This window comes from Allolucifera butyrica (assembly GCF_900476375.1).
Classification (GTDB): Bacteria; Bacillota; Negativicutes; order Sporomusales; family UPPP01; genus Lucifera; species Lucifera butyrica.
The window spans coordinates 61,568-86,276 of record NZ_UPPP01000051.1 but is presented as its reverse complement, the minus strand read 5'-3'; the positions used below and the strand labels follow the sequence as shown (position 1 = coordinate 86,276).

Below are 24,709 nucleotides of genomic sequence, written 5' to 3'. Positions count from 1 at the left end.
AACCTCTCCTCTCCATTATTTCATTTTTTCATACAATTGCATTACTTCACCATAATTTCGCATACCTTCCGATGCTCCCGGTTCAGATAACGAACAAGCAGCACAGGCAATACCCACTTCGATTGCTTCTGACAATGATTTTTCAAAGTAAGCTCCATAAAGGACACCGGAACAAAAAGCATCCCCGGCGCCATTCGCTCCTTTTATATATCCTTCCGGCAAACATAGGCTTTGCTTCAAAACGATTTCACCTGTTTGGCAATTCAATCCATATCCTCCCTCCGGCGCGTGGATAACAACCCATTCTAAAACTCCCATATTTTTTAACGCAGTAAGAGCTAAGGCAATATTTTCGTCTATCATTCCACTGCCGTCCCGCAAGGTAATACCTGTTGTTCTTTCGGCTTCTATTTCATTGATAATGCAATAGTTTGTATGTTTTAAGGATGGAGGAACAATTGTTTTAAAGAATTCTTCTGAACCACTTACTACATCTATGGATGTTTTTATTCCTCTACGTTGCGCCGACGCCAAGAGCCGCGCCATTTTAGTTCCGTATTCCTTATCCGGCTTGTCAAGCTCATCTAATAATAAAATATAGCCTATATGAAGAAGATCAATATCTAAATGGTCTAAGTCAATATGTTTCTCTGCAAAATTGGCATTGGCGCCGCGATAATGAAAAAAAGTCCGCTGTTTACTGGTTTTATCGCTCATAACCACGGTAAAAGAGGTTGTACCGTCATGGGCAATTTGCGATAAATCAATATGCTTATAGTTTGATAAATTTTCTTCGATAAATCTTCCGTTATCATCATTCCCAATTACACCCAAAGCAGTTAACGGTAACGTTTCGTCCAATTTTGCCAAGTCAATGATAACATTACAAACCGCACCTCCTGTAGCCTTTGTAATATTATCTTCAATGGAAGTAAGATCGCCGCTTTTCGGATAATGTTCTATGGGATAAATGGTATCAACAACCATATTGCCGGCAACTGCAATTCCTTTTCTCATAGTTCATCCTTCCCTAAAATTATTTCTTTATTTTGAAGAATAAGGCTATAACAGATTCGTTATAGCCTTGATAAAATTATGTTTATCCCTGCATTAAAAGTTCTAGTACATACATTTCAAGAGCTTCGTAATCTCTGTTTTCCATACATTGTTTCTGGAATTGATAATCGTATTTTTCCACCTTTGCTTCCAGCATTTTTGCAATCCTTAAGCTGTTCTCCAGATGCTTATAGCTGTCTGCATCTCTCGTAGTTCTCATTGCTTTAACATCCAAACCAATGTATTCTCCATTTGCACCATAATTGTTTTCCATCAAAATCTTTATTTGATTAAATGCTTGCCGGAGGTTTTCTACACCGAAGGATTTATCCTGGTCAAATTTCATGCCATTCTGGTCATTTAAGTGAACACTCCATAATTTCCCCATAGCCAAGCCAAAACCAACTTCATTAGCCGGATCAAGCCCTGCTAAAATCGCGTGAGCAGACTCTAACAAGCCACCCACTCTTTTAGGATCTTTTGTAGCTGCGGACACACCCATAACATGGCCTATCGTACCGCAAAAAGACCGGTCAACCGGCTCATTTGGTTTAGGCTCAATCAATATTTTGATGTCTTTATCATAGTCTAGCATACTGTTAATGGCGCTGATTAAATGATTGACTGCATCCACTGCACTTTTACTTTCTGAACATAATGTACCTTCCCGCGCCAGCCATAATACAATTTTGTCACAGCCTAATTCTTTGGCAATATCAATACTTCTAAGGGAACGCCAGATAGCAAATTCACGGTCTTCTTTACTGTTAGAGGTATAACCGCCATCGGTTGTATGCGGATCCATCCACAATCTTGGTGCTACAAATTCAGCAGCAAGGTTGTATTTATTTAGCAGTTGTTTAACTTTTCCAGCCTCAGCTTTAATCTCATTCTCGGATAAATCATTGATATTGGGGACTGCATCATCATCATGAAACTGAATCGCTGAAAATCCAAGTTCACTAAATTTTTTGAATTTTTCTCCGAGAGAAATTTCGTTTCTAACTGCAGGACCATACGCATCGGCTCCGCTATGTACATTCCATGGACCTACCGAAAATTTAAATCTTGACATTTCAATTCCTCCCCATTTAATAAATATGCTATTCTTCGATTTAGATGTGCACCTGAATTCATTGTAGCATCGATACCTTTTAAAATACCGTATAAGTTTGCCACTTTTATACGATAACTTTGTGCATTTTTACAATCTTAAAAACAACAAAAAACAGTAGATCTTGCTGAAATACTGTCTTATACTGAATATAAGTTTATATTATGATAAACAATCCGATATAGGATCATTTTGCTTTTTTATAAGTAATTTTATAGCAATATTGAGGTCAAGTTATGAACTATGAATACGAATTTATAAGACATATAGAAGCTACTTCCTTTAAATTTTTCTTTGTCAGCATGATACATAGGTTATATCATTGGCATAATGATATTGAAATATTATTAGTTGTTGATGGCTCTGTAACACTAGAAACAAAAAACCAAAAATTCAAATTATTAAAGAATGATATTTTTTTGTTGAACTCAAACGAAGTTCATAGCCTTACTAAAACAAATGAGACTAACACAATTTTGGCTATTCAATTTGATCCTAAATTTTGCAAGACATATTTTCCACAGCTCCAGCAAATATATTTCAGAAGTCAATATATTACTGATAAAAACAATTTAAAATGTTGGACCCAGCTCAAACGCTACTTTTTGCAAATTGTTAAGGATTGTTACCTGAAGGAAAAATGGTACACATTAAAATTGATGAGCACTCTTCATTTAGTTATTTGCTGTTTGGTTGAAAATCTTGATTATGAAGATGCAACAGAAAAAGAACAAACTTCGCTGCAAAAGAATCTTGACCGATTAAATCGTATTATTTTATATGTAAAACTAAACTATATGCATAAATTATCGCTTAAGGAACTAGCCGAAAAAGAAAATCTTGATATGTTCTATCTATCCCGTTTTGTTAAAAAACATTTGGGAATATCTTTTCAAGAGTATTTAAATAAAGTTCGCCTGGAAAAAGCGGTAGGGTTACTGCTTGGTACGAATCGAAAGTGTTTAGACATTAGTATTGAATGCGGCTTTTCCGACTACAGGTATTTAAATAAATTGTTTCTTAAAGAATTCGGCTGTACTCCTGCTGAATATAAAAAACTTTATAAAAATCCGGATGATGTATTGGTTGATAACCCGGATAAAGTACAAAAGGAAATCATCCATAATGGCCAAGCGATCGAAGCGATAATAAAAAATTTAGAGATTAGTACGTAATCCGAGACCCTATCCCCGTTTAACTATTCTTCAATATTTTTCTTTCGATATTGTCGAGGTGTATATCCGGTATATTTTTTAAAAAGTTTAGAGAAATAATTATAATCTGGCAGACCGACTTGAATTGCAATCTCTGCAATTGCCTGTCGGTCTTTTTTTAATAGTTCTTTGGCAATTTCAATCCGTCTCGTTCGTATATGTTCTGCAATTCCTGCAGCATAACTATGTCCGGCTATTTTATATAACCGGTTTTTACTGACTTTTAGTGCTTTGCAAATTTGGTGCGCCGTTATTGGTTCACAAATATGGGTATTTATATATTCTTCCAGTTGCTTAGCTAAGTTGTCCTCATCTAACGCAACAAGCTTAGACAACCAAACATAAGCCGCGCAGGTTTCCAAAATTTTTGCAGCCGACTTTATCTGATGTATGTTAATGTACTTATTTTGCTTATAGGCTTCTTCTAATTCCTTCATATCCAAATGATAGTTTTTACATTGATCATAAATAACTTTCCAATAGTCGCTTTTATTTTCTGATGCAATAATTTGACCAAACATCATATAGCCGATGATCATATGATCATGTTTGATTGGAGTGACCGTTTCCGTTAATCCGGCATGACATTGATAAATGAGCGGCTTTCCTGTTATTTTGCATTGCTTGCAGGCATATTCATCCGAATTTACGCAATGGCGATTTGCAAGCTTATCTTTACGTATGATCTTACAAAAACTACATGGATTCGATGGATAGGATGCAATTTCAATAAAATTATCGTCAAAAACTACAATCCGCACTTGGGTCAATGTATAAAAGTCAGCCAATAATTCTTCCAGTTTGGGAATATCAAATTTAGATAACATTTGTCCCCCATTAAAACAAATTCACTATTTTTAAAACTATTCTTACTATTAGTATATCGAACAAATTTTTATAATGAAAGCAAGTACTTAAAGAAATACAAGGAAGGGAGATCGAAAAAGTGTCAATTGGCGGAATAGATATTGGAACAACCGGGTGCAAATGTACCGTCTATGATGAAGCGGGTGTCTTTTTGGCTCAGTCGTATCAAGAATATGATTTGAGCCGGAATGCCGGCGAGCATGAATTAGATCCGTTAGTAGTCTGGGATAGCGTACAAAAAGTGTTGTCGGATATTGCGCCAAAGTGCGGTGCGTTACAGGCAATCGGAGTCACGTCATTTGGAGAAACAGCAGTTTTATTGGATGAGTTTGATCATCCCCTTATCAACTCGATGCTGTATACCGACACAAGAGGGGAAAAAGAATGTAAGGAATTATGCGGGTTATTAGGCGCAAAACGAATTGGCGGAATCACCGGCGTAAAACCACATCCTATGTATACCCTGCCTAAACTTATGTGGGTAAAAAAAAATCGCCCGGAAATATTTGAACAGGTAAAAAGAATTGTTTTATTCGAAGATTACATCGTCTATATGCTGACGGGAAAAACGCAAATTGATTATTCCCTGGCATCAAGAACCATGGCTTTTGATATCAATGCATTGCAGTGGAGTGACGAAATTCTCTCAAAGGCAGGTATTGATAAGAATTTATTTTCCGAAGTAGTTCCTTCGGGAACCCGAGCAGCTTTAATCAAGCGAGAATGGGCCGAAAAGTTGGGGTTGAGTAATTACATAACGATTGTTTCCGGTTGTCATGACCAAGTAGCCGCCGCAATTGGAGTCGGTGCACTGGAAAAAGGAGTGGCTGTAGATGGCGCCGGAACCGTAGAATGTATTACTCCTGTGTTGAATACCCTTCCCAAGAATCGATTTTTATTCGAAGGAAACTACGCCGTTGTTCCCCATGCGCAACAAGGTAGTTATGTTTGTTATGCATTTTCGTTTACCGGAGGTGCATTGCTAAAATGGTACCGGGATAATCTTGCAAAGGCGGAAGCAGCGGCTGCTATTACGCGAGGAGAAAATCCTTATGAGTCTTTCAACCGGAAGGTAAAAGAAAAACCGTCCGGGATACTTATCCTACCCTATTTTGCAGGTGCGGCAACCCCTTATATGGATCCAAAAGCCACAGGTGCTATCGTTGGTTTATCGCTGGAAACGACTTCAGAAGATATATACCAGGGACTTATGGAAGCAGTCGCTTTTGAAATGTTGGTAAATATCGAGTGGCTGCGGAAAGCCGGCATTGAAATTCAACGATTGCTGGCAACCGGAGGCGGGGCAAGTTCTCAAGAGTGGCTGCAGCTGAAAGCAGATATATTAAATATCCCAATTACTGCAATGGAAGCAAAAGAAGCGGGAACTTTGGGCTGCATCATGTTAGCCGGTACGGCTTGCGGCATTTATAAAGATTTGAAAGCGGCAGCAAGACTATTTGTTCGTGAAACGAAGACATTTATCCCCTGTCAAGAAAGACATAAAGTGTATAGGGAACTTTATCAAAAATATAAAAAGATGTATACGGCTATTCGTAAGATAACGGCTGAATTGGAGGAGGAACTTTAAATGAAAAAACAAGTATTTGCATTGTATTTTGCTAACCGGGGATTTTTCCCGGAAACATTAATCGCCGGGGCCAGAAAAGAAATGACGGATGCGGTCACTAAGGCGGGGTTTGAATATATTGCTATGGAACCAAATGAAACACGGAATGGAGCGATTGAAACAGCAGAAGAAGGTAGAAAATATGCTGCTTGGCTCAAACAACATGAAGGGACCTATGATGGGATTATTCTCTGTTTGCCCAATTTTGGCGATGAAAACGGTGCTGTCCCTGCTATGAGAGATGCCGGTGTTCCCATACTGATTCAAGCTTATCCGGACGAAATCGGAAAAATGGATTTTGCGTCGCGCCGGGATTCCTACTGCGGTAAGTTTAGTATGGAAGATATGTTCTGCCAATACAATATTCCTTTCTCCGTCTACCCGCTCCATGTAGTTCATCCTCTCTCCGATGCATTTGCCCAAAATCTGCGTGATTTCGCAGCGGTCTGTAGAATCGTGAAAAGTATGCGACGTTTTACGATTGGTGGGATTGGAGCGCGTACAACGGCATTTAAAACCGTGCGGTTTGACGAATTAGCGATGCAAAAAGCAGGAATTACGATGGAATCCTATGACCTGAGTGAATTATTCGCCAGGATAAGAAAAATGAGTGACAGCCGTAAAGAAATAGCGATGAAACAAGAAGTCTTATATCAATATTGCAACTTTACCAAAGTACCGGTGGATAAAATGAATGTGTTGTCAAAAATGGCGGTAGCTATTGACGATATGATTGGTGAGTATCAGTTGGATGCAGTATCGATTCGCTGCTGGAATGAGATGCATCAAGAGTTTGGGATAGCTCCGTGTGTACTTTTAAGCGAATTAAATGACAGAGGAATTGCAGCTTCTTGCGAAATGGACATTTGTAATGCAGTCGCTATGCGTGCGCTTAGTGCGGCCTCTCAATTGCCGGCAGCTTGTCTGGATTGGAATAACAACTATGGTGATGATCCTGATAGGTGTATTCTGTTTCACTGTGGGCCGGTTGCGCAAACTCTCATGGACGGAAAGGGAACGGTTGGTATCCACAAGATGTTTGCGAAAGGCAACGGTTCCGATTATGGCTGGGGTGTTAATGAAGGTAGAATTGCGGCAACACCAATGACTTACGCCAGTATGAGAACAGATAACGGTCAAATGTATTTTTATGCCGGTAAAGGAGAATTTACCGGTGAGCCCATTGAGCAGGAATATTTTGGCTGTGGCGGTGTAGTCAAGATTAAGAATCTGCAAGAAAAGTTAATTTATATAGGGAAAAACGGCTACCGGCATCATGTTACAACTACTCCCGGCGATTATTTAGTGGCAATCGAAGATGCGTTTACAACCTATCTGGGATATAATCTAAAAATTTTGCAGTGATGGGATGAGGAACATGGCAGATTATTTACATAGCTATCTCGGTCATGACTCGCAGTTGTTCGGTTTTGAAGAACACCGGTTGTGTGGTGGCCGCGGCGACGGAATGCGCCTGCTTCAGGCTAAAAATGGTAAAGGATTAGAATTCACAATTTCATTGGACCGCTGTGCTGACATATCAAGAATGAGCTTTAAAGGAAATAACTTGGGTTATTTTGCACCGTGCGGCTACGTTGGGCCACAGTATTATGATGATAACAAGGCCGGGTTTTTGAAATCATTTACTGCTGGATTTTTAACAACTTGCGGATTAACGGCAGTCGGCAGTCCCTGTGTTGATGAGGGGGAGGAATTGCCGCTGCATGGTGAAATCAGCAATATACCTTCCGAAGAAGCATATTATTATATTGACCGGGAAAACCAAATTCCCGAACTTGTCTTACGGGCTACCATCAGACAAGCAAAGATATTTGCTGAAAAATTAGAGTTAAGACGGGAAATTCGCTGTAGTACTGCGGTGAATGAAATTAAAATAACTGACATAGTAAAAAATAACGGCTGCAAACCATCTCCGTTAATGATTCTTTATCATTTTAATATCGGGTACCCGTTGTTAGCCGAACAGGCCCGGTTATTTATTCCTTCCGATTCGGTGTTGCCAAGAAACGAACATGCTGAAAAAGATATTGCAATATGGAATCAAGTATTACCGCCGCAAGCAGATTTTGAAGAACAATGCTACTATCATTCTTTTGCTAAGAATTCAAATAAAGCATTTGCAGCTATTTATAACCCTAACATCAAAGCGGGTTTAGCCATTGACTTTGATACTCAAGAATTGGATTGTTTTACTCAATGGAAGATGATGGGCATCAGAGACTACGTTATGGGATTAGAGCCGGGTAATTGCTTACCGGACGGTCGTGATGTAATGCGGAAAAAAGGACAATTAAAATTTATTCGCCCAGGTGAAGAAGTTACTTATCATGTCAACCTTCGTATAATAGAAAATGAGTATAAATATAAGGGAGGAAAATAAAATGTTGGTAAATTTATCAGATATTCTTGGCATTGCGGAAGCAAAAAAATGTGCAATCGGTTCGTTTAACACCCCCAATCTGGAAAGTATATTGGCCGTTATTGACGCTGCCGAGGAGCTTAAGACACCGGTTATTATTATGCATGCACAGGTCCACGAAGAGTTAATTCCATTGTCAATTATTGGTCCAATTATGCTCGAATTAGCTCGCAATGCCAGTGTGCCGGTGTGTGTACATCTTGATCATGGCAGCGATCTGGCATTGATTAATAAAGCAATCTCTCTGGGGTTTACCTCTGTTATGTATGACGGTTCTCAACTGCCTTATCAAGAAAATGCGGCAAATAGCCGAATTGTTGTAGGCATGGCTTCGAAAGCAGGCGTATCTGTAGAAGGAGAAATCGGTGTTCTGGGCAGACGAGAAACCGGGAACAGCAGTGAACTTCCAGAGGATGCAAAAGATATTTATACAGATCCCGATACGGCGTTTCGATTTGTACAGGAAACAAGGGTAAACGCGTTGGCTTGTTCTTTTGGCACTGCACATGGCATCTATCTGAAGAAGCCTAAATTAGATATGAATTTATTAGGAAAAATCAAAGAAAAGGTAAATATACCTTTAGTTATGCATGGCGGCTCGGGTGTCAGTGATGAAGACTATCTGGTTGCGATCGAAAAAGGTATAAGAAAAATAAATTATTATACCTATATGTCTAAAGCCGGTGGTGAAACAGTTAAAACTAAGCTTCTTGAACACTCTAATGAGATTGCATTTTACCATAATATTGCAATCTGGGGCTGTGAAGCGATGAAAAATAATGTTAAATCGGCAATGGAGGTTTTTGCCAAATCTCATATACCGCTTTTTAAATAGTTAAACCCATCTTCAGCATGATAGGAACTTCTAATCAATGGACCACTGGCCACATATTTAAAGCCTAGATTTCTGGCAATTTCTGCATACTTTTGAAATTGAAGCGGATGAACATATTCTTTCACATTATAATGCTTTATTGAGGGCTGAAGATACTGTCCGATAGTAACGATGTCACAATCTACGTTTCGTAAAACGCATAATAAATCGACAATCTCTTCTTCTTTCTCGCCAAGCCCGACCATAAATCCAGACTTCGTAAATATGTTACTATTAATTTTTTTTACTCTCCCTAATAATTTAACCGAACGTTCAAACAGGCTCATTGGTCTCACTGTGGAGTAAAGACTAGGCACTGTTTCAACATTATGACTAATTATGTCAGGGGCTGCATTGACTACCTTACTCAAGGCCTTATGATCACCACTAAAGTCAGGTATAAGCACTTCAATAACTACGTCTGGGCAAAGCTTTTTAATTTCTAATATAGTGTTTACAAAATGCTCTGCTCCACCATCCGGAATGTCATCTCTGGTTACTGAGGTGATCACTGTATGTTTTAATTTCATTTCTTTGATGGCATTGGCAATATTTAAGGGTTCCATAGGATTTAACTCTTCAGGCGATAGTATTTTTGTAACTTTGCAAAAGCGACAATTTCTTGTACAATTTTTACCCATAATTAAAAAAGTTGCAGTACCTTTATTAAAACATTCCCCTTTGTTCGGACAGTCTGCTTCATTACAAATCGTGTTCAACGAGTATCTATCTAATACACGGTTCACATTACTAAAAAATTTTCTTTCTCCTAATTCCATCCTTAACCAATCGGGCTTTCTTAAATATGCCATTTTCCCTTACAGCCTCCAGTACCGCTAAACCTTAACCGACTATAACGGCAGCACGCATACCGTAACATCCACAAAGATAAAGATACATGAAAAACATTGCTGCCGTTATAATCGATATTTTCGGAATCAGATTAACCCTACCTGAAACAAAATCCCCAATTGCGAAAAATATTAAATCTAATTTCGAGAAATCTTCTTTTCATTTACATACGAATTTGTATCTAAACTAACCTCTTCCAGATCTTTATTTTTAGCCTCGAATTGGGTACACGTTAATGCATATAGGCAAATAGGAATAGCTGTTGAGCCTAGTGCAATGATTGTAGTTTTAAAACCGAAATGTGCTGTCCCATATGTTACTAAAACAGCTGTTGCAGCTACAACTAATCGCGCTATCCCATTACCAAATCCTTGCGCTCTTCCTCGTAAATGTGTCGGCAGTAATTCCGTCGGAAACAACCAGAATGAAGATGCACCGAACCAAGTAAACACGGCTAAAACTATAAATGTAGTAACAAATATCAACGGTATGTTAATCGAATATGCTAACATAACCGAGCATAGGAAGGACCCCAGACATGCTATAATTGTTGATGGAATACGCCCAATTTTATCCACAGTGAAAAACGCAATAATCGCTCCAATTAGCCCCCCAATCCAAATCATGGTACCGCTTAAAAGGGAAGCTATAGGTGACAGTGCACCGACATAACGAAACACATACGGTCCAACCACGCTGCTTGCGCCTGCAAACAAGGGCGAAAACCCAACTATAACAAAGGCAAGTATCGCTTGCCGAGTATAAGGAGGCCGAAATAGATCTAGATAGGAAGCCTTCTTTTCCTCTTTTATATTACTATAAGATTGAACCAATGCTTCTCCTGGTAATCCAAGTCTGTCAAATGCCTGAATCGCTTCCTCTGTTCTCCCCTTTAGAATTAACCAGCGTGGAGATTCAGGCAAAAAACTGCGGCCGATTAAGAGAAGAAAAGCGGGAAGAACAGAAACCCCAAACATCCAACGCCATGCTTCATTACCAAACTTCATATATAAGAATATCGCTACTATTTGCGATGCCATGGCTCCAATTGTCCAAAAAATTTGAGGTAGCGCCCCACTCAATGCTCCGCGTTTACTGCTCGGAGAAATCTCTGCCAATAAAGCCATGCTTGCAGAAATGTCTGCTCCAATCGCTACTCCAATTAGAAAACGTAAAACAAAAAGTTCAGTTACATTCGTGATAAATGCTGAAAGGAGTGAAAATATAACAAAAAACCCCAAATTAAAAGTATAAACCCAACGCCTTCCTAATCTGTCAGTAAGATCACCAAAAATAACTAAACCTACTGTTGCTCCAATAAAAGCTATTGAACCAAGCAAACCAGTCATGCTGGCTGTTAAATTGAATGCCGGCTTAAGCATAATTAGTGCACTGGCAATTATTAATAGGTCGTAGCCATCAACAAATTCACCTAAAGCAATTAATACCACCGCAAGTTTTCTCATTGAAGTCATTTTTCCATCTAATTCATCACGTTTAGTCATTCCAGATTCCACAATTTCTCCTCCTCGAACAAATTTTATTGAGTTGAGAATTTCTTACCGGTTAGGTTTATATCTCGCACTCTGTTAGAAATATATCAGTGTGATTCCCCCTCCTCCGTTCTAGCAGAGAGATAGAACTAGAGTCATAATTACGCGAACATTATAAATATTTCACCGAAAAAATTTACACCCAAACAACCCTATCTTCGTTTTATTGTTAAGTTTCTTAAACTATTTTATATGAAGTGGTTTTCCATTTATCCCATATGCAGCCTCCATAACCGTTTCTGCTAAGGTAGGATGAGCATGAACCATTCTTGCCAGCTCATCGGCAGTAAGCCTTTTCTCTACAGCTACGGTTAGTTCCTGAATTAGGTTGCCGGCCTGAGGTCCCATGATATGCCCGCCAAGAATAACACCTTGTTCATCGGCAACAATCTTCACAATACCAAGGGTCTCACCCATCGCAACCGCTTTGCCAATGGCGGAAAACGGAAACTTGCTAACTTTGTACTGAACACCATCTGCTTTAAGCTGCTGTTCACTAACTCCTACCGTTGCAACTTCCGGCGATACGAAAACAACGCTGGGGATTGCCCGATAATCCATTGCAGCCTTATACCCCGCAATGTTTTCGGCAGCAACAATCCCTTCTTCCGAAGCAACATGAGCAAGCATAATACCGCCAACAACATCACCGATCGCATACACATTGGGGATGCTAGTTTGCATTTGGTTGTTAACAACAATTGCGCCACGTTCTGTTTTAAGTCCAAGCACCTCAACATCAATACCACGCAAATTAGGTCTGCGACCGGTGGCAATCAGAACCCGCTCAGCCGGAATCTCTTTAATAGCGCCGTTACTTTCCTCTACTACTATAGCAAGTGATTGTTCTTTAATTATCTTTTTGACCACAGTTTTTGTGTAAATGTCAATACCGCTACGCTTTAATAGCGGTACAAGCCGTTTCACTATTTCCGCATCAATATTTGGTAATAAAGTCGGCAGCATTTCTATAATTGATACTTTAACCCCGAAAGTCTGATACAGGCAGGCAATTTCTAAGCCGATTATCCCCCCACCGATAACAACCAGGCTTTCGGGCAAGGAGCTCTCGCTTAGAAGCTCGTCGCTGGTTACTACACCAGGCAGATCACTTCCGGGGATAGGTGGCCTTGCCGGCACAGATCCAGTGGCCAAAACAACGTTATCAGCGGTTATTGTTTCAACACCCTCTTCGGTTTTGACTTCCAGGCGGCTAGGTTCACAAATTGTGCCCGCGCCTCTGAACACGGCCACGTTTGCTGCCTTTAACAGTTGTTCAATCCCGATAACCAAATTGTTAACAACTGTCTCTTTACGTTCCATTACCGCAGCGTAGTCAAAGGAAATCTCGCCTAAATGAATGCCAAATTCCTTGGCTTTCTTGACTTCATTCCATAATTCAGCGCTCTTCAATAAAGTCTTCGTTGGAATACAGCCACGGTTCAGGCAAGTTCCACCTACACGAAACTCTTCTATAAGAGCAACAGAAAGTCCCAATTGTGCGGCCCGCAGTGCGCCAACATATCCGCCAGGACCCCCGCCTAAGAATACGACTTGAAAGTGTTGCAATTCATTACACTCCTTATAGTTAATCTGCTACTTGTCTAGCTGTATTCCGGGCCATAATTCAAACGTATTGATTCTTGCCTTCAGGTTTGCGAAAGGACCTGCCACTGTATTTTTGCTGTTCCTTTTATGGCCGAAGAAGTCGGTGTCAACGCCAGGGGCATAGAAGTCATAGCCTAGCTGCTTGTAGGCTGTTGTATTACCAAGATATGTACCGGTGATCGCCGGAGCATTGAGGGTAGAAGCGCTATCATCAACATTCAGCGTCAGCTTAAAGGAATTTCTGGTAGCCGTAACTTTGTAGCTATTTCCTGAACCTGCCACGACTTTACTGTTCTTGTCTGCTTCATAACCGCGAGCAGTCGCATACTGGTAGTCGATCTTATTTGCGCCGCCGTAGTATACGTTATAATCGCATTCGTTGCCCCAGTAGATCGTACCTTTGCCTACAGTGCCGGGGTATGCTTCGACCCATGCGATGGGATAATTTTTATGGTTTTCATCTTTCCAAGAACCACCGCTATAATCGGGGTCAACTCCAGGTGCAGTTGAAAGATAAACTTCCGCATATACGCCATTGTATTTATCTGCCCTTACTTCATTAGCCGATCTAGTGCCATACGGACCATAGTCAAAGAAGATGTTATTCAGCATCTTGTTGAATCTCGAAAAAGTCTCGAAACGACTGGTTGAGTTCTGAATGGTAGTAATTGGTTTCAGAGTACCCGGTTTCATGATTCGCATAGCACGTGCATAACCATCATAGCCTTCGGTCCCATTAAAGCCATACTCTGTGGCATAGAAATAAGGCCACATTCTTTTGCTTGAATCTTTTGGTGTATTTAGCCAAAGATTGTGAACAAAATAGTTATGGCTGGACTCCATGATATCCCATCCGACACCGACTAAGATATTGTTATCATACAACTGCCAACCACTGTTACATTCTGAAGCAAGGTAGGTAAATCCGTGACCATTCCCCTTGCAGTAAAATAAGTTTTTGGAAACACGGCAGCCATCACATTCGCTGTCAAGCCAAATGGGAAAAACGGCCCAATCTTGATCGCTGTAGAAGTAGTTATTATGGATGTAGATGCCGAAGCCACCGCTAACGTCCTTGATATACGCTTCAGACAGCAGTCCGGTATTCAAGGTGTTGTTATCGGCAAGAGTACATCCGTAAATCTCGGTATATGCGCCCCGGTATGCCATCATACCGTTGGTACCGTTGTCATGAACATTGCAGTAACGGATAATGTGGTGGCCGTACAGTTTGGGTTCACCGCCGTTCATAAGTTCCTGCATATGGGAGCCATTGCCAAAATCAATGGCCACCCCACGGTTCTGATACGCTTCGCAGTTTTGAATGATCCAGTAATAGCCGCCATTGGTGCTGATTGCGCCAGCCATAGGCTTTGCAGTGGACATCCAGAAGTCAATGGTCTTGGGACCGCAACCATGAATAACGGTCATACCGTCAATGGTGATATAGCCTTGGTTCCACGCAGCCGTAATACACTGCTTTCTTACGTTGATTTCCGTGGAGTTGGCTATATTGGTAGGATCCAGTCCGTTAAAGTTAGCCCAAATTGTAGTCTTGCCGCCGCTTACATCTGCATACCAAGAATTGGAAGTTGTATAAACATCTGCCTTCTTAAAAACCTGTGACAGAACGTTCCCATTGATGTAAACACAGCCGCAGGTGAAAAAGTCGGAATACTGACTGCCTTTAGCCATCCACTTTTCTGCAAAAGGATTGAAATCTCCGAAATATGTGTTATCTTTTACGAGAGTGTACACATTCCCGCTGTCGGGCCTCCATTCTTTAGGCTGTACAATATTAGAACCGGTGATGATCGGCTTTTCATCATGAGCTGCTTTCAAAGTTATCCTCGATTTCGCGTCCTTTCCCCCATGAGGAAATACTACAGTTTCCCTATATGTACCGCCGTAGACTACTACGGTATCCCCCGGATGAGCGGCATAAACAGCAGCTTGGATCGAGGTATAACCACCGGTGCCATCCTGCTTTACAGTAATTGTACGTCCTGAAATTGTCTGTACTCCACAAACCTCAGCATTGCCTGTGAAAAACAATAACAAGCTGAAAACAAATACTAAGACTGTAATGCCTTGCCTAACTTTGTAATCAGTCATCCTCATCCCTCCTTAAAATGGTTGGAGATTACCTTCTTCTTATCTCTCCCCCTTTGTTTCCTATTTTATTAACTTTGCAGAATGTTCCCAGTTTTCTGCATAGCATCCGGTTTCATGATTCGCATAGCACGTCATAACCAGCATAGCCTTCGGTCCCATTAAAGCCGTACTCTGTGGCATAGAAATAAGGCCACATTCTTTTGCTTGAGTCTTTTGGTGTATTCAGCCAAAGGTTGATTAGGATTCTTTTAATAAATCCAAGTATTCTTCCCTGGACAGCAGTTCTTTGAGCTCTTCCAAGTCTCGCGGCTTAACTTTAAGCATCCAGCCTTCGCCGTAGCAATCTTTGTTAACTAAATCCGGAGATTCCTCAGCATTATCGTTCACAGCAAATACTTCTCCACTAATTGGCATGTAGAGCGCTGATACGGATTTTGTTGATTCTGCTTGACCAAACACATCGTCTTTGGCAAAAGTATCACCAACACTAGGTAATTCCAGAAATACTATATCGCCTAATTGGTCTTGAGCAAAATCAGTGATTCCAGCCAGAACTATATCGCCTTCAACCCGAACCCAGGTATGTTCCGGATGGTAGTAGAGATCAAGGAAAACTAATTCTTCTACAGTTTTTTTCTTATCAGCCATGGCGTTCCCTCCTTTCTCTGTTTCTTTTAAAAGGAGAAGAGGAAAATTCGCTCCCCTCTCCTTTTTAAAAATATTTCTAGTCCAAACAGGCGAGAAGTCCGTCGATTTTGGCTTTCAGAGTCTCCACATTATGCTGTCCTTCAAAAAGGATATCATTAATGAATAGCGTCGGAGGAGATTTTACCTTGTGCTTAACCGCTTCGCGATATTCCTCTATGACCGTTTCTTCATAAGTACTTTTTTTAAGTTCAGCGGCCAGCTTATCAGCATCCAAGCCGACGTCTCTGGCATAGCAGAGCAGGTTTTCCGTCTCCAAAGCATTGCGGGCCTCGAACATTCGAACGTGCATCTCCCAAAATTTTCCTTGCGCACCGGCAAACTCAGCAGCCTGGGCGGCTTGAATGGCGAACGGATGGCGCTGACGCATTGGGAAATGTCGAAAAATAAACTGGAATTTATCTTTGTACAGCGGCATTACTTGCTGAATAGCAGCGAAAAGGTCGCCACAGTGGGTGCATTGATAATCACCGTATTCAATGAAAACAATCGGTGCATCCGGTGAACCCATCCGCCAGTCGTCAGCTCTCGGCGCAGGTGGTTTGGGCGTATTATTAAGACAATTTACAGCACGGAGTACAGCCGCCGGATTAGCCAAATCGGTAACCTTGCCGGCGCTAAACACCCTGCGGATTAATGCATCCTGGTCGACAACAAATACAGCCGATAGATTATCAACTATCCCATAGCTGGCTGCCGCTTCTCCAGAACTAACCATAGGAAATTTAATTTTTCCGGCTTCTGCCAGTTTCTTTACTTCGTCAGCGGCAGCAGCCGTTAGACCAATAATTTCGATTTTTTTTGCAGCATAATCTTCCATGCGGTTCTGGTAATCGGTAAAGTAATCAGCAACTTCATCGGTAAGGTTAGGTTGAACACACACCAGAACTCTAATATTTTCAGATTCACCGCCTACAGCGACTTCTTGCGCATTATTAACGGCGGTCAATATAATCTTGGGTACCTTAACTCCGGGTTCCAAAACCGGTTTACGGGTCACTTTAGATTACCCTCCTTTGGCTATAGCAGCTGCGATGGCCGCTCCAATACCTGAACCATCTTTGCTTAGCTGAATTTTTACTTGCCGCGCTTTATTCCCCAGCAAATTCGCTAACGTCTCCTGCAAATGCCTGGCATAACCCGGCATTTTTTCATATAAGGAACCATCAATGGCAATCGTATGTTGTTCAGCCAGATCAGGATCGATATGGGCAAGAATACCTCGATAACTGGCAGCTACCAGTCGCGCCGAACGGGCAACCACCAATTCGGCTATGCGGCATAGTGCTTGCCAGGAGTTTGCTGGGCACTCAACAATCCTGTAACGTTCTGCTAACCAACGGCTAGTCTCATTAATAAAAAGCGCTACTTCTGCACCGCTGATGCTATAGGGTATATCCATCCGGTCCATCTGACCGTCAAAAAGCAACCGGTCTTTTACTAACCCCGCAACAAGAACGCGAAATATCTCTCCAATATAGCGGCCGGCAGTCATTTTCTCAAGCAATTGTTCTCCCGGCCGTTCGCTGCCGGCATCCACTAATTTATCTACATCTGCCTGCGGCACTTGATCAAAGTTACCTGACTCAAGATTGATAATCATAGGTTTTCCTGTAAGCGGTGAACTCTTCTCAAGATAGCAGGTATTGTGGCCGGTACCACAGATAGAACCAATGTCAGTCGTAGTATTACCGTACGCGGCGGTCAACAGGGTACCCACCGTATCATTGATAACTGCTTTGGGCACTATTTGTGATAAGTGCTGTCTAGATAAAGCGGCATTAAGCAATCCAGTGATTTCCTCACCTACCGCTCCCATTGTCTGAATTTCCTTGGTCCAATGCATAAGCACAGCTTTATTTACATTTTCCTGAAGACAAGGAAAAGAAAAGGTATGTCCCAATGGATAAATGCAATTCTCGCACGCAACCGGTAAAATGGTCGCAATTTGCTGCGCTATGAAATCGAATAATTGACTTGCGGTAGTGTTTGACGACAAGTAGTCATATTCGCCCTCGGTATCGCGTAAAGGACGGCTGAGTTGTTCTTGAAGGACATATTGTCCCCGCCCAAGCAAATTCAAACGCAACGCTCGCACGTTTGTGCCGCCAAAATCCAGAGCAAGAAATGATCCCGTTTCATCCCCTGTCGGCGTCGCCAAATAAGAAGGCAACATTTTCAGTGAACTTTGGTCTCCTTTCAGCCCACTTTCCAATGCTACGGTAAACTTGGCCGCCATAGTGTTAAGAACTGCTGTATCCACGGACAGTTGGCGAGTAATCATTTCTAACCTATGGTCAATTTCATTCATGGCATATACCCCCTGGACGACCAGTTTTTATATAGGAGCCTGTTCCGTATAGACAGTTTACTTTTTTAGTACAAGCCTGCGGCGGCCTGCCAGGTGTTCTTCGGGCGTACCAACCTCTTCAAGCCACTCAACATATCTTCGGTGTATCTCTTCGGCTAATTTCTCGTTACCTTTGATCAAATTGTTTTCTTCCTTGGGATCATCCGGGAGGTAAAATAATGCCGGTTCAATTTGTTCATATCGCGGCTTTGCTTCGATCAATGTGACATCCAACTTAGCAGGTTCCTTCAATTCCTCTTCGTATGCGCCGGAATAATGTAAACACCAGCCATCCTCAGTAACTATCGCACACTTTGCTAATACTTCCGTATGGTGAATAATTGTTTGCGAACTGACAGTTATATCCCGCAACTTCTCAGTTTCGCCACGAATAATCGGTATCAAAGATTTTCCATGAATAAAATTAGGATCGAATTGCCATTTTTCAGAATAAAATACGCCACATTGTAGTGCCTGGACGTTTGCCTTACCACCTACCGATTCAGTCGTTACCAGACCGCACATTTCGAGAATTGTCGGCATTAAATCTGGCGGCTGTACCATCGCTGAAATATGTTTGTTAGACTTTTGGCCGGGAAGATGAATCAACAAAGGAAGTCTACGTAGTTCACTGAACATCCTGAATGACTCATAATGATCGTCTTTAGAACTAAACCCTTTTCCAATCCGATCATGTTCGCCAAATAAATAACCGTGATCACTAGTGAAAATTAGCGCTGTATCTTCTTCCAAACCTAATTTCTCCATCTTGTCTCGAAGTACGCCAACCCAGTGATCAACCATACTGGCTTCCGCCATATAAAGTGCACGAATGTGATTCAGTTCTTCCTCTGTAAGGTATTCCTTCCAATAACCACTGTAAGGATACATCACATTTTCGCCGGTATAATTCGTCTCATACATGTCGAGATATTCTTGCGGTGCATCCCAAGGTTCATGAGGATCAAAAAGATCGATATACATAAAGAAATTTTCGCCATTTTCCATTTGTTCTAATCGCCGGCAAGCTTCTTTGATAGTTCTTGGTGCAAAGCGGTCCTCTTCAGACTTCCACCACGACGTGTTACGTAAGTAGTTGGGCAACAACCAGTCGGCTCTATTTAATTTATCAGGATTTGCAGGTAATTGAATATCTATCGGCATAGCTTGCCAATGATCCGATTCCTGCCCCCGGATCCATTCCCAGCCGTCAAAACCCCGTTCATAATTGAAGCCGCTCTCAACCAAGTGTGGATTGTCGACAACTGCTTGAGTAACAATACCGGAAGCGCTCAAAATCTGTTGAAGAGTTATCATACCGGCTGGAAGCGGCGACCATTGATGTTCAATAAAACTGAAGCGCCCACTCATAATATCCATACGGTTCGGCAATGTTGGGAATGACCCCATATAGGCGTTATCGAAAACATACGATTCACTGGCCATTTTATCAAGATTCGGAGTTTTAACCTTAGTCGGCCCATAACAGGAAAGGTTGTCACGACGGAAAGTGTCGGAAATTACTAAAATTACATTCATTTATGTCCATCCCTTTCGATCCGCTCAAAGCACAAAATGATAAAAAGCCTATTGTCCTTGAGCATTTTTTATTTATATTTTAGAATTTCAGATAACAGGCAACTACATAGTGCACTATCCCCCCTCCAACGTGCTATTATGTCTTTCGGATGACTGTTACTTACTGCCATATATCACATCCTTAAAAAGGGAAATTCACAATCCCGGGCTATGTAAAACCTAAATGTTACCTGTATCTAGTGCTATCGGAAAACAAGCAAACCTAAACACTTTCAAATTGATATAAACTATTAAAATTTCCACTCAAACGGTTCATGAATACGTATACATAAATGATAAAAAAATTATTTTAAAATTTAAAGGAATTATAATACAATTGGAATTTATAGCTGCACTCATCATTCCAGCTAAAAACATTTTAAATTCACAGTCGTGCATACGTATTCATAAATGATAAAGTAAATTATTAAAATTCAGAAGAATTTTACGAGTCTACACAGGTAAAGTTGTATCGCGAATAACAAGGTAAGGTTTAAAGATTTCATTTAAATTTTGATTCTCTTCGCCTTCAATTAGTTGACGCAACACCGAGCAACCCCTAGGTATTATATTTTCTACCGGAATATGCATGGTGGAAAGGCGCGGATGTAACCAACCCGCCATAGGAACATCATCCGTACCCAAAACTTGAACGTCTTCAGGCATTTTTAGCCCAATAGAAATCATTGCATTACAAACACCTAATGCCATAACGTCGCTTGATACGAAAATTGCAATCTTCTGTCTTTTAAAAAAATCCTGATTAGCCACAACATAATTATAGGCAGATTCAATCGACAAATCACAGGTCATAATATTTTTGTCCGGTAAAGTCCCGCCTGCTTCAAAGAGTCCTCGGCGAAAACCGGCAATTCTTCTATTCGTTTCAGCCATCTCATCTTTAATTTTACTAATCAACAATATGGGTAAATAGTTCTTAAACTTGCCAAGATATGTCCCCGCAACAAAAGCGCTATATTCGGTATCGGAAGTAAAATAATTAACAAAATTCGTATTTTGGGCAGGAAGAAGCATGCACACACAAGGAGTATTATAATATCTTAGTAGTTCCATCTCTCTTTGGGTTACCCCGCCAACCCGCAACACAATAACCCCATCTACTTTACGCCCTCTGATAACACGTTCAAAAGTCGAAATGCCGTTATTCATATTATGACAGTTTTCGTTATCATAAATTGCCATAATATCATAACCATAGTTAATAAGTTCTTGTTGTATTAGATCATACATGTGGGCAAGCAAAAGATTATGATTCATACTATCATAATGTTTAGGAAAAAGAATACCCACAGTACCTGTACGGTTTGTTTTAAGACTTTGGGCCTGACTGTTAAGAACAAACCCATATTCAGCCGCTTTTTGTTGGATGTATTTCTTCTTACCCTCTGTTATTAAGGAGCTGTTGTTCAGCGCTCTGGAAACAGTCGCTTGGGAAACACCCAATATTTTAGCAAATTCTTTTGAGTTAATTATACCAACCCCTTTAAATATAAAAACGTTTTTGTATACGTATTCATATTATGATTCAATTATAAATTGAAATATTCTCACTTGTCAAGCTACCAATTTTAATTATCCCGGCAGGCTCAGATTAAAGCAACATATAGGCCAAGGGCTCTCCCCGATGGCCTATATGTTGCTCATAAAACAGCCTTATTCATCACAGTCAATAACGCCCTCTGTCTTTAATACTGCTCCAAGGGTTCTTTACTGGACCATGATAAATTTCTTCCAGGGCTTCCTGATTTAAAGATCATTTTTGGCTTTACTGTAGATTGAGGCACGTCTTCCAGTTTAGTTTCGCCTGACAACACAAGAATCGTGACCATCTTATTGCCGTGCCCTATAGCTATATCTGTATATAGCCTATCGCCAATTATCGCAATTTCATCTTCTTTAATAGAACCGCAGTCTGGAATGAACCCATCTTCTGTTGGACAATTCCAATCAGGATTCACCCCATAAAAATATTACCTCGCGGACATTGATTAGTAGATAAGCCACCCATTTGAGAATCTGAGCTTGCTTTCGTTACATTACTATTGGCGGAAGAATTGCTTAAATCTAAAGCAGCGGCTGCGCCTACGCCCGAAGTATTACTTGTATACAACGTAAAGCTAACCCCAATAATTGTGACATTTATTTCAAATTACCTTTTAACAATCTTATTTCCCATAAAATACAAAAATCCTGCCAAACTCATACATATTAAGGCAGGATTTTCGAGGGAGCATACCATCTTGTGTTCTTATTTTCTGTCTACTTGACAGGAGTTGCTTCCATTTCGGAGGGCTATCTGATTTAGGGTACTATTGATGGATTAGATAAAAACTCTTCCACGGTCAGGTAAATGTCGTTCCACCCCAATTCGTTGCACAATTGAGTGACATGGGGCTGCTCCAGATAGGCTTGTTTCAACAAAGCGGCTTTCGCATAAACTTCTTTCTTATGGCCGTCCAACAGCACTTTCCCCTGTTGAAAAACGATAACTCGCTCAAAGGCTTCGGCTACGAAATCCATATCATGAATAATGGTCAGCACCAGGGTCCCTTTTTCTTGCAGGCGCCGGATAATGGACTTTATTTTTTGTTTGCCGCCATAGTCCTGGGCAATGGTAGGCTCGTCAAAAATGACAATTTTCGTATTCATTGCGATAATGGAGGCAATCGTAACCATTTTTCTTTCACTGAGGCTAAGGTCATACGGGTTAGCATCCGCTTTTTCAGCCAGTCCTACCCACTCCAGGGCAAGCAGTGCGTTTTCACGGGCTTCCATTTCCGTCTGGCCGATATTGCGCGGGCCGTACATAATTTCATCGAGCACTTTATTTTTGAAAATTTGATCGTTGGGATTTTGGAAAACAAGTCCGATATGTTTTGCCAGCTCCGCCGCTGTTGTATTTTTTGTGTTATGGCCGCAAACAGTAATTTCCCCGCCGGAAGGTTGCAATAAACCTTTTAACAGCTTCACAAAGGTCGTTTTGCCTGCGCCGTTTTGCCCGATAATTGCAGTTGGTTCCTCACCAAAAGAAAGCGTTATTCCTCGGATAACTTCCTCGCCAACCGGATAAGAAAAATGTAAATCGTTGATTGTAATATAAATCATTTTCTGTTGTTCACCACCGCTGAATGCGCTTCCTGTAATGTAACCGGATAGAGACTGTCCGTCTGGTTACGTAATCCTAATCCCTGGCAAATCTGAGTGAAAATCGGTGCTTCAACACCATAAGTCATTAGATTACTGCGCGAAAAAATTTTCCCGGGGGTGTCAATGTCAATGATTGCCCCTTCATGCATCAATATGACCCGGTCGGAATATTTCGCCATTTTTTCCATCTTGTGTTCAACCATAACGACCGTCATGCCCTCTTTGCTTAAGGTTTGAATGGCCTTAAACACTTCTTCCGATCCTTGTGGATCAAGCTGGGAGGTGGGTTCATCCAAAACGAGAACTTCCGGACGCATAGCAATAATTCCGGCAATTGCCATACGCTGCATTTGCCCGCCGGATAAATCGAAAGGATTTCTTTCTTTAAATTTATAAATATCTAATAAGTACAAAGCATGGTCAATCCGCTCTTTCATTTCCCCACGGTCAATCCCCATATTTTCTAGACCGAAGGCGATTTCTTCATATACGGTCAGTTTCGAGCCGGTAACCTGAGTGAATGGATTCTGAAAAACAAGTCCGACTTTTAAGGCCAGATCGGCAATTTTACTTGTTGCCACCTCCATGGTGCCGATATGAACTGACCCGCCGTAAGCACCTTTAAAAAAATGAGGTACCAGACCGACCAGAGCCTGACAAAGGGTGGATTTCCCAGAACGGCTCTTGCCGATAATGCCGATAAATTCACCTGCTTCCACGGTGAAGGAAAAGCCTTTGAGCGCAAGTTCATTTGTCAGGGGATACTTGTACTTTAAGTCGTTCACTGTGATTTTTGTCATTTCATTATCCTCCACGCCAGGGCTCCGGCCATACTGAGAAACACCATTCCCCGGAACCATTGATCCTGCGGGGTAACTTGGTAAATCGTAAGAAATGTCTTTTTATGGCTGGAGTTAAAGCAGCGCACTTCCAATGCCATGGCTCTTTCCTTGACACTGATTAAAGAAGTCATGACAACCGGCCCGATAAGCGGAATAAAGGCACGTACCCGCGTTAGCAGATTTCCTTCCATCTTCATGCCGCGCGAACGCTGCGCATCAATAATGGTATCCATGGAGGCTGCCATTTGCGGGATAATTTGCAGAACGGAGCTTAATACATAACCCAACTTTGCGGATAATCCCTTGCTTACCAAAGCTTCAATCAAATCGGTCGGTTTTGTTGTCAGTACAAGCAGCGAAAAAGCCTCCAGCATATTGAGGACTTGCAGGCAAATCTCTGCGGAAAACCGGATCCCTTCTTTGTAAAAAACAACAGACCCCAGTGTCAAGAGAGGAGTATGATTGCCCGCTTTATACATGCCTTGAATTACAACAATAGAAAGCAAAATAAGAAGGCTAAAACCCATCAGGGGAACAATTTTCCTGAATATCTTTCCCCACAGCAAAAGAAACAAGCTAACAACAGCGACCAATAACGACACTGCATTGCTGCCGCTCAGCAGCGGAACAATGATAGCGGCAAAAACGTACAATAACTTGCTGAGCGGGTTCAGGCGATGCAACATGGTATTTTTTTCAACAAACAAGCTCAAAGACTTCAACCAATATCACACTCCTGCGCGCAT

21 protein-coding genes are annotated in these 24,709 nt (G+C 41.2%); 5 read left to right on the top strand and 16 right to left on the bottom strand.

The genetic code is table 11. The annotated features are described in order from the left end of the window. Nucleotides 1-15: 15 nt before the first annotated feature. On the bottom strand, nt 16-1,017 hold the full coding sequence (locus LUCIF_RS00700) for a carbohydrate kinase family protein (RefSeq protein WP_122625948.1): 1,002 nt from the start codon (nt 1,015-1,017) through the stop codon (nt 16-18). A gap of 82 nt (nt 1,018-1,099) precedes the next feature. After that, nucleotides 1,100-2,131, bottom strand: a complete 1,032-nt coding sequence (locus LUCIF_RS00695; RefSeq protein WP_122625947.1) for a TIM barrel protein — start codon at nt 2,129-2,131, stop codon at nt 1,100-1,102. A gap of 275 nt (nt 2,132-2,406) precedes the next feature. Here LUCIF_RS00695 and LUCIF_RS00690 point away from each other — a divergent pair, with 275 nt between their 5' ends. Then, on the top strand, nt 2,407-3,345 hold the full coding sequence (locus LUCIF_RS00690) for an AraC family transcriptional regulator (protein ID WP_122625946.1): 939 nt from the start codon (nt 2,407-2,409) through the stop codon (nt 3,343-3,345). A gap of 23 nt (nt 3,346-3,368) precedes the next feature. Here LUCIF_RS00690 and LUCIF_RS00685 read toward each other — a convergent pair whose 3' ends face one another. After that, nucleotides 3,369-4,211, bottom strand: a complete 843-nt coding sequence (locus LUCIF_RS00685; RefSeq protein ID WP_122625945.1) for a PocR ligand-binding domain-containing protein — start codon at nt 4,209-4,211, stop codon at nt 3,369-3,371. Between the two features lie 119 nt (nt 4,212-4,330). On the opposite strand from LUCIF_RS00685, the gene LUCIF_RS00680 reads away from it, so the two are divergent. From LUCIF_RS00680 to LUCIF_RS00665, 4 genes are read left to right on the top strand one after another with little or no spacing between them, the layout of a single operon-like run. Next, a complete protein-coding gene (locus LUCIF_RS00680) occupies nt 4,331-5,839 on the top strand; it encodes an FGGY-family carbohydrate kinase (RefSeq protein WP_122625944.1) in 1,509 nt (502 codons plus the stop codon). Next, nucleotides 5,840-7,243 carry an L-fucose/L-arabinose isomerase family protein gene (locus LUCIF_RS00675; protein WP_122625943.1) on the top strand — a complete coding sequence of 468 codons (1,404 nt, stop codon included), beginning with the start codon at nt 5,840-5,842 and terminating at the stop codon, nt 7,241-7,243. Nucleotides 7,244-7,256: 13 nt separating this feature from the next. Then, a complete protein-coding gene (locus LUCIF_RS00670; protein WP_122625942.1) occupies nt 7,257-8,279 on the top strand; it encodes an aldose 1-epimerase family protein in 1,023 nt (340 codons plus the stop codon). A gap of 1 nt (nt 8,280) precedes the next feature. Continuing rightward, complete coding sequence (locus LUCIF_RS00665; protein WP_122625941.1) at nt 8,281-9,153, top strand: class II fructose-bisphosphate aldolase; 873 nt, start codon at nt 8,281-8,283, stop codon at nt 9,151-9,153. Here LUCIF_RS00665 and lipA read toward each other — a convergent pair. The 13 genes from lipA to LUCIF_RS00600 form a co-directional block, all read right to left on the bottom strand. Beyond that, nucleotides 9,132-10,004, bottom strand: a complete 873-nt coding sequence (gene lipA, locus LUCIF_RS00660; protein WP_122625940.1) for a lipoyl synthase — start codon at nt 10,002-10,004, stop codon at nt 9,132-9,134. The genes LUCIF_RS00665 and lipA overlap by 22 nt on opposite strands. Before the next feature lie 177 nt (nt 10,005-10,181). After that, nucleotides 10,182-11,561, bottom strand: coding sequence for an MFS transporter (locus LUCIF_RS00655; RefSeq protein WP_122625939.1), 1,380 nt, complete (start codon nt 11,559-11,561; stop codon nt 10,182-10,184). Between the two features lie 219 nt (nt 11,562-11,780). Next, nucleotides 11,781-13,166: a dihydrolipoyl dehydrogenase gene (lpdA, locus tag LUCIF_RS00650; RefSeq protein WP_122625938.1), complete on the bottom strand. Its 1,386-nt coding sequence runs from the start codon at nt 13,164-13,166 to the stop codon at nt 11,781-11,783. A gap of 27 nt (nt 13,167-13,193) precedes the next feature. Continuing rightward, nucleotides 13,194-15,320: a right-handed parallel beta-helix repeat-containing protein gene (locus LUCIF_RS00645; RefSeq protein WP_165865828.1), complete on the bottom strand. Its 2,127-nt coding sequence runs from the start codon at nt 15,318-15,320 to the stop codon at nt 13,194-13,196. A 237-nt stretch (nt 15,321-15,557) separates the two neighbouring features. Continuing rightward, a complete protein-coding gene (gene gcvH, locus LUCIF_RS00640; protein ID WP_122625936.1) occupies nt 15,558-15,968 on the bottom strand; it encodes a glycine cleavage system protein GcvH in 411 nt (136 codons plus the stop codon). A 76-nt stretch (nt 15,969-16,044) separates the two neighbouring features. Continuing rightward, nucleotides 16,045-17,025 (bottom strand): thioredoxin domain-containing protein, encoded by a 981-nt coding sequence (locus tag LUCIF_RS00635; protein WP_122625935.1) that lies wholly within the window; start codon nt 17,023-17,025, stop codon nt 16,045-16,047. A 6-nt stretch (nt 17,026-17,031) separates the two neighbouring features. Continuing rightward, entirely contained in the window at nt 17,032-18,336 is a 1,305-nt protein-coding gene (locus LUCIF_RS00630) for a hexokinase family protein (protein ID WP_122625934.1), read from the bottom strand. Between the two features lie 57 nt (nt 18,337-18,393). Next, nucleotides 18,394-19,914, bottom strand: a complete 1,521-nt coding sequence (locus tag LUCIF_RS00625) for a sulfatase (protein WP_122625933.1) — start codon at nt 19,912-19,914, stop codon at nt 18,394-18,396. A 492-nt stretch (nt 19,915-20,406) separates the two neighbouring features. Continuing rightward, nucleotides 20,407-21,417: a LacI family DNA-binding transcriptional regulator gene (locus tag LUCIF_RS00620; protein WP_122625932.1), complete on the bottom strand. Its 1,011-nt coding sequence runs from the start codon at nt 21,415-21,417 to the stop codon at nt 20,407-20,409. Nucleotides 21,418-21,659: 242 nt separating this feature from the next. Further along, nucleotides 21,660-21,932, bottom strand: a complete 273-nt coding sequence (locus tag LUCIF_RS00615) for an HAD hydrolase-like protein (RefSeq protein WP_122625931.1) — start codon at nt 21,930-21,932, stop codon at nt 21,660-21,662. Nucleotides 21,933-22,275: 343 nt separating this feature from the next. Further along, nucleotides 22,276-23,079, bottom strand: coding sequence for an energy-coupling factor ABC transporter ATP-binding protein (locus LUCIF_RS00610; RefSeq protein ID WP_122625930.1), 804 nt, complete (start codon nt 23,077-23,079; stop codon nt 22,276-22,278). After that, the gene (locus LUCIF_RS00605) at nt 23,076-23,921 is read right to left on the bottom strand and encodes an energy-coupling factor ABC transporter ATP-binding protein (protein ID WP_122625929.1); all 846 of its coding nucleotides are present in this window, start codon (nt 23,919-23,921) and stop codon (nt 23,076-23,078) included. The genes LUCIF_RS00610 and LUCIF_RS00605 overlap by 4 nt, the downstream gene beginning before the upstream one ends. Then, a complete protein-coding gene (locus tag LUCIF_RS00600; protein ID WP_207856760.1) occupies nt 23,918-24,670 on the bottom strand; it encodes an energy-coupling factor transporter transmembrane component T family protein in 753 nt (250 codons plus the stop codon). Before LUCIF_RS00600 ends, LUCIF_RS00605 begins: the two co-directional genes overlap by 4 nt. Nucleotides 24,671-24,709: the final 39 nt, after the last annotated feature.

Excerpts from the sequence above, each read along its gene's own strand:
- LUCIF_RS00700 (WP_122625948.1), bottom strand. The coding sequence starts at position 1,017 with ATGAGAAAAGGAATTGCAGTTGCCGGCAATATGGTTGTTGATACCATT.
- LUCIF_RS00695 (WP_122625947.1), bottom strand. The coding sequence starts at position 2,131 with ATGTCAAGATTTAAATTTTCGGTAGGTCCATGGAATGTACATAGCGGA.
- LUCIF_RS00690 (WP_122625946.1), top strand. The coding sequence starts at position 2,407 with ATGAACTATGAATACGAATTTATAAGACATATAGAAGCTACTTCCTTT.
- LUCIF_RS00685 (WP_122625945.1), bottom strand. The coding sequence starts at position 4,211 with ATGTTATCTAAATTTGATATTCCCAAACTGGAAGAATTATTGGCTGAC.
- LUCIF_RS00675 (WP_122625943.1), top strand. The coding sequence starts at position 5,840 with ATGAAAAAACAAGTATTTGCATTGTATTTTGCTAACCGGGGATTTTTC.
- LUCIF_RS00670 (WP_122625942.1), top strand. The coding sequence starts at position 7,257 with ATGGCAGATTATTTACATAGCTATCTCGGTCATGACTCGCAGTTGTTC.
- LUCIF_RS00665 (WP_122625941.1), top strand. The coding sequence starts at position 8,281 with ATGTTGGTAAATTTATCAGATATTCTTGGCATTGCGGAAGCAAAAAAA.
- lipA (WP_122625940.1), bottom strand. The coding sequence starts at position 10,004 with ATGGCATATTTAAGAAAGCCCGATTGGTTAAGGATGGAATTAGGAGAA.
- LUCIF_RS00645 (WP_165865828.1), bottom strand. The coding sequence starts at position 15,320 with ATGACTGATTACAAAGTTAGGCAAGGCATTACAGTCTTAGTATTTGTT.
- gcvH (WP_122625936.1), bottom strand. The coding sequence starts at position 15,968 with ATGGCTGATAAGAAAAAAACTGTAGAAGAATTAGTTTTCCTTGATCTC.
- LUCIF_RS00630 (WP_122625934.1), bottom strand. The coding sequence starts at position 18,336 with ATGAATGAAATTGACCATAGGTTAGAAATGATTACTCGCCAACTGTCC.
- LUCIF_RS00625 (WP_122625933.1), bottom strand. The coding sequence starts at position 19,914 with ATGAATGTAATTTTAGTAATTTCCGACACTTTCCGTCGTGACAACCTT.
- LUCIF_RS00610 (WP_122625930.1), bottom strand. The coding sequence starts at position 23,079 with ATGATTTATATTACAATCAACGATTTACATTTTTCTTATCCGGTTGGC.
- LUCIF_RS00605 (WP_122625929.1), bottom strand. The coding sequence starts at position 23,921 with ATGACAAAAATCACAGTGAACGACTTAAAGTACAAGTATCCCCTGACA.